A 9,881-nucleotide genomic window follows, 5' to 3' on the forward strand; every position below is an offset into this window, starting at 1 on the left:
CGGCACGATTGATCAGATCTACGCAGCGGCGACGCAGCTGTCGCAGTCGGTTCAGGAGATGGGCACCATTGCCGAAGCCAGTGCGCTCAATCTGCAATTGCAGAACAACGAAATCGAGCAGGCCGCAGTCGCCGTCAACCAGATGAGTCAGGCGGCCATCGAAGTGGCAGGCAACGCCAGCAGCACCGTGACCGAATCAAAGGCGTCGACCCAGGCGGCAGCGCAAGGGCAGGAAAAACTGTCGGCGACGATTCTTTCGATCAAGCAACTGACTGAAAACGTACTGGACTCCTCGCATCAGGCTGAAGGACTGGCCGAGCGCACGCAGAGCATCAGCAGCATCCTCGATGTGATTCGCGCGATCGCCAACCAGACCAACCTGCTGGCCCTGAACGCCGCCATTGAGGCAGCCAGGGCGGGCGAAGCCGGGCGCGGATTTGCCGTGGTAGCTGACGAGGTTCGTTCACTGGCGCAACGCACCAGCGCCTCGACCTCAGAAATCGAAGGGCTGATCAGCGGTGTGCAGCAAAGCACTCAGCAAACGGCAAGCTCGTTGCGCCACACGGCAACGCAAGCCAGCCTGACGCTTGAGCAAGCTGCATCAACCGGCGAAGCATTGACCGTGATCATCCATTCAACGGGCACCATCAACGACCGCAACCTGTTGATTGCCAGTGCCGCAGAACAGCAAGCCCAGGTTGCGACTGAAGTAGACCGCAACCTGAGCAGTATCCGCGACCTGTCGAGCCAGACAGCGTCAGGCGCGCAGCAGACCACCGTGGCGAGCAATTCGCTGTCGATGCTGGCGGCTGATCTGAACCTGATGGTGCAGCGCTTCGTGCTGTGATGACCTGCCTGTCGCCAACCAGCCGTCGCAAAAACAGACTGGCTGGCGATGCTGCAGCCTGAGGGTGGCTGTCAGTCCTGCGGACGCAGACGGTACTGCGGCGGCAACTGCTCGAAGCCGCTGATGGTTACGTCGAGGCTCTTCCAGCGGCCGTCCTTGATGCCGTAGATGCAGCCATGCACAGACAGGCTCTGCCCACGGTGCCAGGCGTTCTGCACAATGCTGGTGTGACCGACGTTGGCCACTTGCTGAATCACGTTCAGCTCGCACAGACGGTCGACACGCTCTTCCTCGGTCGGCAGCTTGGCCAGCACTTCACGGTTTTCGTAATACAAATCACGAATCGTGCGCAGCCAGCCGTCGATCAGGCCAAACTGGCGGTCCTGCATGGAGGCGCGTACACCGCCGCAACCATAGTGGCCCGTCACCAGAATGTGTTTGACCTTCAACACGTCCACTGCGTACTGGATCACCGACAGGCAGTTGAGGTCGGTGTGCAACACAACGTTGGCCACGTTGCGATGGACGAACAGATCGCCGGGCAGCATGCCGACGATCTCGTTGGCCGGGACACGTGCATCCGAACAACCGATCCACAGGAACTCAGGTGTTTGCTGGCGGGCCAGCTTGGCGAAAAACTCTGGGTCTTCCTGCTTTATCGCATCGGCCCAGCGTGCATTGTTATCAATCAGGTCTTGTAGCTCGTTCATGCTTTGACGCCTCGATAATGATGCCCAGCCTTGGACTGGAGTCGAATCCTTCAAGTCACGCCTATTTGCCACTACTGACAAAATTCACCAAAGCTCGTCGGTCAACAAAAAGGAATCTTCAAAGTCATGGCCGGTCCATTTTTTACGACCACCTGAAATGAGGATTTCCCATGAACGATTCACGCCGTCCGTTCGGTGCTGCCGAACCGGAACCCATCGACGATAACGAAGACCGTATGGGCTCCATGGAAACACTCGACTTCGACGAAGAAGATCGTGCCCGTATCGGTGATCTTATTCCTGAAGACGAACTGCAACATGAAATTCCGGATCAGCGTGTGCGTGAGGCAGGCCTGACCGGTGCCTCGACTGACGATCACCATTCGACCGATGACGATTTGTCTCCGGAAACCCTGATCCGCGAAGACGGTGCCCGTTCACCGAATGAGCAGGGCGAAGACGATCCTGCCGACCTGGAGCGGACTATAGTCGATGAAGATGACATCGGTGGTGGCAACGGTCTGGACGAGGAGGAACTGGCAATCATCGACCCGCTGGATGGCAATACCCAGCGCTGACAGCCAGCACTATTCGAAAAGCGTACAGGCCATGACCACAGCGTCTTCGCGGCCGCCGACTGCCGGGTAGTAATCGCGACGCCGGCCTATCTCGTTGAAACCGTAGTTTTCATACAGACGATAGGCTGGACGATTACTGTCACGCAGCTCCAGAAAGCATTCCCGAGCGTTTAGCTGATAAGCACGCTTCATCAGATGATCCAGCAGCAGCAAGCCAAGACCACGGCCCTGATTTTCAGGTTTGACGGTGATATTGAGCAGATGCGCTTCATCGATGATGACCTGAATCACACCGTGCCCGACCTGCTGCGCCCCTTCGAACATCAGCCAGATCTCGTAGGACTTGAGGCCATCGAGAAAGATGCCGCGTGTCCAGGGATGGCTGAATGCTGCGTATTCGATTTTCAGCACCGCATCCATATCGGCTTCGGTCATGGGGCGGAAGGTTACGGCATCACTCATCGATCGATTTCCAGCGCGTCATCAGCCGACGCATGGCTTTCCAGACATCGGCCTTGCGCTCAGGCTCGTCCATCATTAATTCAAGACCCGGCAACGCCCAGGCAGTACCCAGACCTTCGATCTGCAATTCGCGGTTATAGGATTCGGCGTCGGCTTCACCGGCGAACTTCATCGACGGCAAACCGATCAGCCACAGGCACGCACAGGGTTCGTCCTCAAGCCGGGCACCGACAAAGCCTTGCACGAAGTCGCGCGCCGCTTCCGGGCCCTGATCCATCTGGCCGCGCACCAGCAACGGCCAGCGCACCGGTTCGCCGATAATCTGCGGGCTGTCGGGCAGACCGGCAGCGCGCAGCATGTCCTTGAGCAGCAGGTAGGACGGATCGCGGCTCTGAAACGGCTGGCCGGTGGTCAGTTCTACCAGCAGCATGCAACGGCCGGCACGCAGCAATTGCAGGGCAAAACGCGGTGGCGGCACAACCGCGGCCTTGGGCGGCGCAGGCGCGGCCTCTTCGACCGGGGCAACTGTGCGCGTGCTGGCCAGTGACGGACGCGGCACCTCGACCTTCGGGCGCTCGGGCTGCCGGGCGATTGGCACAACGTTCGCAGCTTCGACCGGCGCAGCGTGCGCAGATGGCGCGGCAGCAGGCGCAATGTTCTGCACCTCGACCGGCGGCGGTAACGGCGCAAGCAGCTCCGGACGCGAGGGCGCAGCGAATGGCAGTTCTGTGCGCGGCAGCCAGTTGACCACCTGCATGGCGGTCAAATAAGCGCGGCGACGGGACTCGTTGAGCAAGGGTCAGCCACCTGTGGATAAGTTAAGCGCGCAATTCTAGCGTTGTTCGCCTTTTTGCGCTGCAGCATATCGCCCGCAGGTGAAATATCAGGCGACTGATGCAGTACAATTGCCGCTTTTCACTTGCCAACAGTCGGCCTAACGATGATCGAACCCAAGCGCGTCCTGCGCGCCCTTGCCGAGCACTGGGCGCTACTCGAGCCCTTATGCGAACACTTCGACCAGGGTACGTTGAGCCTGAGCGAGCTGCGCCTGCAATTGGGCGCTCAGCAGCAGGACAGCACCCCGCAAGACATCACCAACCTGCTGGACGTGTGGATTCGTCTGGACATTCTGGTGCCCGTCGCGAAAAGTCCGAACCGCTTTGAGCTCAACGCACAGATCCATGACTTCCTGTCCTACCTGCGCCGCGAGCACCGGCTGGGCCTGTGCCTGGAAATCGAGGCTTATCTGCGCCATCTGGAGCGCCTGGCCGGTTACATTCAGGACGCGTTCGATATTCGCGATGCCAATGATCTGGCCAGGCAGCTGCGGCTGCTGGACATGCGGGTGCGCGACGTTCTCAAGAAGCTTGCCAACGACGAACAGGCACTGGTCGCGGTCGCCGACCGGGCCAAGACCAGCGACCGGCAGATCCCTTTGCGCCAGAGGTATGCAGAAGTTCTGGCCACCTGGGACGAATACGTCGAGCCGATGATTCAACTGGTCAATGCCGACGGTGCTTTCGAACAGGGTGTGCGCAAGGTCGAGAATGTGCTGCTGCGCCTGTTGACCGAGCAACAACGCCTCGGTCATCTGGTCGACGACGACATGCTGCTGCGCACCCATGCGCGCATTCTGGAGATGCAGACCAGCGCTCAGTTGACCTTGCGCCATGCACGCGAGCTGCTGTTGCCGCTGCGCGAGGAGGCACGTCGCCATAATGCGGTGACTCGTGGCGCGGCACTGGCCTTGTCGGCGATTCGGCGCAAGGGCCTGGACGCAGTGCCACAGGCTGCCATGCCATTGTTTACCCGCCCGCAAAGTACCTTTCTGGGCAGCGCGAGCCAGGTCGAGGCTTACGTCTATGCCTTGGCGCGCTTTGAACCCAAGCCCGCGAAGTTCCCCAAGGCCAGTGGTACACGCAAGGGCGAACCACCCCGCGCGCCACGTACGGTCAAGGAAATGCTCGAGCGCTGCGAAAGCGCCCTGCCGATGCCTGACCTGATGGTCTGGTTGCTGGAGCAGGAACCAACCGGCGAAACCGACGAGCTGTTGTACTGGTTCTCGCGGTTGTCGCGGGACAAGCGCTTCGCCCGTGAACGCCTCGATCGTCGCGAATATTTCACCCGGGAGCACCGCGTCAGCCTGCGCTCCTTTGCCCTGCTCGCCGCAAAAGACGAGCAGCCAGAGCATTCCGAGAGCCCTGTTCATGCATCTTGATCTATCCGAAATGTCCCAGCTCGCGCCGATCTTTCGCGAGCTGTTCAAGGGCTATCACATCAGCCGCCGTGACCCGGAGCTGTATGCCCAACTCTCCAACTGCCAGGACCAGTACCGCGCGCTGTTCAAGGCATTGGGCTACGAACTGATCTGCGACACCCGCGGTTTCTACTATTTCGTGCCTGAACTGGCCGCCGCGCAGGTCAACAAGACCGCTCAGCGTCTGGCGCTGTTCACCTTCATCCTCGTCGAGCATCTGGCCGATCAGGGCCGTGACCCGATGGCCGTGCTGGATGGCGGCAGTCTGGGCCGTGACGAACTGCCTTCGATGCTGGAAAAGTACCGGGACCTGTTTCTTCAGGCGGAAGTGCAGACCCAGGAAGAGCTTGAAGAGAAGATCATGCGCCGCATGACGCAACTGGGTTTTGCCAGTGAAGAGGTCGGTATCTACCGCTTCCTGCCGCCGATGCACCGTTTTCTCGATGTATGCCTGTCGGTGCAACAGGACCGCGATCTGGCGGCCAGCCTGCATAGCGCCCTGCCACTGCCAACGCCTGTGCTCATCGATGACGACAGCGACGAGAAGCTGCTGGAAACCGATGACCCGCTGGACCTGGCTGAATTCGGTGAAGAAACCGAGGAAGAGGCACTTGCCCGGGCAATCGCCGATGAGCAACGACAGGAGATGGACACATGAGCCAGGAACGTTATGGCATCCGCCGCTTTGCCCTGTTGAACACCGCCGGTTACAGCCTCGGCCTGTTCCCGCTGGAAAACCCGCTGTCGGTGTACGGCGCGAATAACCTCGGCAAGAGCGCCTCGATCAACGCCCTGCAATTCCCGATTCTGGCACGCATGTCGGACATGAGCTTCGGCAAGTACAGCCTTGAGCAGTCCCGGCGCTTCTACTTTGCCACCGACACCAGTTACATTCTGGTGGAAGTCTCCCTGCCCCACGGCCCGCATGTGATTGGCGTGGTAGGCCGCGGCCCGGGTGGCGGTTTCGGCCACCAGTTCTTTGCCTATGCCGGCGAGCTGGACCTGGGTCATTACCAGAAGAACGACACCTGCCTGCGTCAGAAAGAGCTGTTCAGCAACCTGGAAAGCCAAGGCCTGAAAGCCTACGAACTCAAGCCGGACGAGTTGCGCCGCCTGCTGGTCGGCGGTCATACCTCGATCCCGCTGGACCTGACCCTGATCCCGCTACGCTCCACCAGCGAGCAGAGCCTGAAGACTTTCCGCGCGCTGTTCATCAACCTGCTGCACATGCGTGAAATCACGGCAGCCAAACTCAAGCAGCTGTTTCTCGATGCGTTCGAGCACAGCCTGCGTTCGGGCAGCGTCGACTACATCGCCGCCTGCGAAGAGGCTTTCCGCGACGTGCGGCGCATGGAACAGGATTACAACTCGCTGGTACTGGCTGGCCCGCTGGTCGAGGCACTGGCTGCCGGGGTCAAACAGCGTGATCTGTTGCGCGGCAAACTGCATCGTCTGTCGCCGATCCTTGATTCACTGCTCGGCACTTGGTCGGACTACTCCGGCGCGCGCAAGGAAGAACTGGTCGCTCAGGCCGAGCATTACCGTGCTCAGCAGGATGAGATGCAGAACGATCAGCGCAGCAGCACTCAGGAACTGATGCGTCTGGAGCGCGAGATCAGCAGTATCCAGCGCTGGGTCGGCGAGCTGTCGGTGCTGAAGAATCGTTTCGCGCTGGTCGATGACGTCAAGGTGCTGGAGCAGCAACTGCTTGCAGCCAAGGATGCTCACGATGAGCTGGCCGGTGCGCTGGCCCAGTCCCGGCAGTTCAGCGCCGAAGACCTGGACGAGCGTTTGCGCGACCTGGAGAAACGCCTCAAGTCGGTCAAGCAACAGCTCGACCACGCGGACAACAACAGTTACGCCCGTCTGCGTGAAGAGTTCTCCCAGCCGGACGTAGAACGCCTGATGCGCCTGTTCAACAGCGCGCTGTTCAGCCTGCCACTGGGTGAGCAAGGTATTGCGCTGGACGACGGCGACGCGTGGGTCAAATCGCTGGAGACCATTCTGGATGGCTTCAAGGGCGATCAATTCGCCGTACCCGGGCTGACCATCAACCTGTCGAGTATCGAGCCTCCTGCCCTGCAGGCGCTGGCCGATCGTGCTGCGCTGCGCGATCAGAAAGAGCGTCTGGAAAAAGAGCTCAAGCAACTGAAAACCCAGCAGGCTGTGGCCGCCGACCGTTCGGCGAGCAAGACCCAGACCGAAGCGCTGTACCAGCAGGTGCTGGATGCGCAAAAGGCACTTGAAGACTTCCGCCGTTGCCAGACCTTGAGCGCAGAGGAGTCCGGCAAGCTGGAAGAGCTGGCGCAGATGGAAGCCGCTCAGGATGAACTGAAGCGCTCCAGTGATGCGTTCACTGAGCGCGTCCAGCAGCTCTCGGCCAAGCTGCAACTGATCGCCCGTCAGATTGGTGACATGGAATCCAAGCAACGCACGCTGGACGACGCGCTACGTCGCCGCCAGTTGTTGCCTGCGGATCTACCGTTCGGCACGCCGTTCATGGACCCGATTGATGATTCCATGGATAACCTGTTGCCACTGCTCAACGATTATCAGGACAGCTGGCAAGGTCTGTTGCGCAGCGATGGGCAGATCGAAGCGCTGTATGCCCAGGTTCGCCTCAAGGGCGTGGCCAAGTTCGACAGCGAGGACGACATGGAGCGTCGCCTGCAACTGCTGATCAATGCCTACGCACACCGTACCGATGAGGCACTTACGCTGGGCAAGGCTCGTCGCGCTGCGGTTACTGACATCGCCCGCACCCTGCGCAATATTCGTAGCGACTACGATAGCCTTGAGCATCAACTGGCGCTGTTCAACCGCGAGATCAACAAGCGTCAAGTCTCTAACCTGGCAAGCTTCCGTATCGTGCTCGCGCCGAACAAGGAAGCACTCAAGCACATCGATCAGATTATCCACAGCGCCGGGCAATATGAAGAAGGCGAGACACTGTCAGTCTTCGACCTGAGCCAGAGCGCCGAGCAGGACAACAAGAACGAAGAGGCCAAGGAGTATCTGGCGCGACTTGTGGCTGCCAACCATAACCAGTTGGGCTTGAAGGACTTGTTCGAGCTGGCATTCGAGATCACCAAGGTCAATGGTCAGCCGGTTATTCACACCGATATCGACGGCGCAGCTTCCAACGGCACCACGATGACCATCAAGGCATTGACCAACATGTACCTGTTGCTGCACTTGATGGATCGGGATCAGGCTGGTCGGGTGCGCTTGCCTTATTACCTGGACGAAGCAGCAGACATCGATGAGAAGAACCAGGCTGCGCTGCTGGAAACGAGCCTGCAACTGGGCTTCGTTCCGATTCTGGCAAGTGTGAAGCCACAGGTCTCGGCTCACGTTGCTATCGACCTGGAAGGCGGCAGCGGACCCAATGGCATCTACATTGATGAAGCGGACTGGAAATACATTCAGCGTCGCGATCAAGTGAAGCCAGCGGTTCCAGAGCTGGCTTCGTAAGGGTCGTTAGCTGTAGTCAGAAGGCCGCATGAGAATGCGGCCTTTTTTATTGTCTTTGAATTGAGTGAGGCCATAGTGCAGGCCTTGCACAAACAGACTCTTTATTCATTGAATTCACAATGGGGTGCAGCAAACACGCATAGGATTGCGAGACGCTGGCCTGGAGTGACCTCATGAAAACCATACTGTTGACGGTCTTGCTGACCGTTGCTGCAACAGCGCATGCAACCGACTATTACGTTGCCCCAAATGGCAATGATCACGCTGCCGGTACAAAATCCGCACCATTGCAATCCATCATGCGTGCGCAGCAAACCGCAAAAGCCGGCGACACGGTGTATTTTCGCGGCGGAATCTACACCTACACAGCAGGCATCAACAGCTGCGCTACCCGCACAGACACCGTCAATGCCATCACCCTGAACAACAGCGGCAGCGAAAACAAACCTATACGTTACTGGGCCTATCCGGGCGAAACACCGGTGTTTGATTTCTCGGCCATGAAAGACGATTGTCGCGTCAAAGGCTTCAACGTTACCGGTAGCTGGTTGCACCTGAAGGGGCTGGAAGTAACCGGCGTGCCTCAGCAGCCGGATAACCATCTCAATCACGAGTCCTGGGGCATCTGGAACAGCGGCAGTCACAATATCTTCGAGCAACTCAACTTGCATCACAACATGGGGCCAGGCCTGTTCATTCAGAACGGCGGTTATAACCTGGTAATCAATACCGACTCGCACCACAACTACGATCCTTACACCTCAAACGGCGCAGGTCAGAGCGCTGACGGCTTCGGCGCACACATCAAGGCGGGGCATCCAGGTAACGTATTTCGCGGTTGCAGAGCCTGGGCCAATTCCGACGACGGCTTTGACCTGATCAATGCCTTCTCGCCGGTAACCATCGAAAACTCGTGGGCATGGCAGCAAGGCTACCTGCCTGGCACGCACACCAAACTTGAAGCGGGCAACGGCAATGGCATCAAAGCGGGCGGATACGGTGGCAAGTATGTGCCCAACGGCGTGAAACATATCGTCCGTAATTCAGTTGCCTTCGACAACAAATCCGCCGGTTTCTACGCCAATCACCATACCTTGGCGCTGGACTTCATCAACAACACGGCTTTTTCCAATGGCGCAAACTACAACATGGCGGGTATCGCGCCAGACGGCTCGCTGATCCCTCTCGGCCACCTGCTCAACAATATTGCCTACAAGGGACGTTTGATTGTAAACAGCGAAGGACTGGATATGGCCCACAACTCGTGGGCGCTGCAAACGCCTGTAACCGACGCTGACTTTGAAGATGTCTCGGATATTGGTTGGGATGCGAAGCGCCAGCCGGACGGAAGCCTGCCAGTGCTGAGCAGCTTCCATCTGCGCCCCGGTAGCAGGCTGGCAGGCATGGGGGCGTTCAACTGAGCTAGAGGGGGAGTCTCTGACTTCAATACTGAAAGGTGTGGTTATGAGTTCAGGAGAATGCAGAGGTTTGTGGAACCCCAGACAAACAAAAACCCTCAACGCGTAAGCGATGAGGGTTTCTGGAATTTAATC

General features: G+C 58.8%; 9 protein-coding genes. 6 read left to right on the top strand and 3 right to left on the bottom strand.

Annotated elements, in window-relative coordinates; translation table 11 throughout:
• Nucleotides 1–58 precede the first annotated feature (58 nt).
• A complete protein-coding gene (locus tag RYB66_RS26525) occupies nt 59–847 on the top strand; it encodes a methyl-accepting chemotaxis protein (protein ID WP_407719283.1) in 789 nt (262 codons plus the stop codon).
• Nucleotides 848–918: 71 nt separating this feature from the next.
• Here RYB66_RS26525 and can read toward each other — a convergent pair whose 3' ends face one another.
• Nucleotides 919–1,557: a carbonate dehydratase gene (gene can / locus RYB66_RS02640; protein ID WP_002552086.1), complete on the bottom strand. Its 639-nt coding sequence runs from the start codon at nt 1,555–1,557 to the stop codon at nt 919–921.
• A 170-nt stretch (nt 1,558–1,727) separates the two neighbouring features.
• Between can and RYB66_RS02645 the strand changes: the two genes are divergently transcribed.
• Nucleotides 1,728–2,135, top strand: a complete 408-nt coding sequence (locus tag RYB66_RS02645; protein ID WP_005777856.1) for a hypothetical protein — start codon at nt 1,728–1,730, stop codon at nt 2,133–2,135.
• 9 nt (nt 2,136–2,144) lie between these two features.
• Here RYB66_RS02645 and rimI read toward each other — a convergent pair whose 3' ends face one another.
• Together rimI and RYB66_RS02655 are read right to left on the bottom strand one after the other, a co-directional pair.
• On the bottom strand, nt 2,145–2,597 hold the full coding sequence (gene rimI / locus RYB66_RS02650) for a ribosomal protein S18-alanine N-acetyltransferase (protein WP_002552084.1): 453 nt from the start codon (nt 2,595–2,597) through the stop codon (nt 2,145–2,147).
• The gene (locus RYB66_RS02655) at nt 2,590–3,393 is read right to left on the bottom strand and encodes an energy transducer TonB (RefSeq protein ID WP_117140515.1); all 804 of its coding nucleotides are present in this window, start codon (nt 3,391–3,393) and stop codon (nt 2,590–2,592) included. The genes rimI and RYB66_RS02655 overlap by 8 nt, the downstream gene beginning before the upstream one ends.
• 144 nt (nt 3,394–3,537) lie before the next feature.
• Here RYB66_RS02655 and mksB point away from each other — a divergent pair, with 144 nt between their 5' ends.
• The 4 genes from mksB (at nt 3,538) to RYB66_RS02675 (ending at nt 9,749) form a co-directional block, all read left to right on the top strand.
• Nucleotides 3,538–4,815: an Mks condensin complex protein MksB gene (mksB, locus tag RYB66_RS02660; RefSeq protein WP_117140514.1), complete on the top strand. Its 1,278-nt coding sequence runs from the start codon at nt 3,538–3,540 to the stop codon at nt 4,813–4,815.
• On the top strand, nt 4,805–5,512 hold the full coding sequence (mksE, locus tag RYB66_RS02665; RefSeq protein ID WP_002552081.1) for an Mks condensin complex protein MksE: 708 nt from the start codon (nt 4,805–4,807) through the stop codon (nt 5,510–5,512). The genes mksB and mksE overlap by 11 nt, the downstream gene beginning before the upstream one ends.
• Entirely contained in the window at nt 5,509–8,328 is a 2,820-nt protein-coding gene (gene mksF / locus RYB66_RS02670) for an Mks condensin complex protein MksF (protein WP_316893710.1), read from the top strand. The genes mksE and mksF overlap by 4 nt, the downstream gene beginning before the upstream one ends.
• A 173-nt stretch (nt 8,329–8,501) precedes the next feature.
• Complete coding sequence (locus tag RYB66_RS02675) at nt 8,502–9,749, top strand: right-handed parallel beta-helix repeat-containing protein (protein WP_316893713.1); 1,248 nt, start codon at nt 8,502–8,504, stop codon at nt 9,747–9,749.
• Nucleotides 9,750–9,881: the final 132 nt, after the last annotated feature.

The sequence above is a fragment of the Pseudomonas syringae group sp. 243L2 genome (genome assembly GCF_032587875.1).
In the GTDB taxonomy this organism is placed as follows: Bacteria; Pseudomonadota; Gammaproteobacteria; order Pseudomonadales; family Pseudomonadaceae; genus Aquipseudomonas; species Aquipseudomonas amygdali.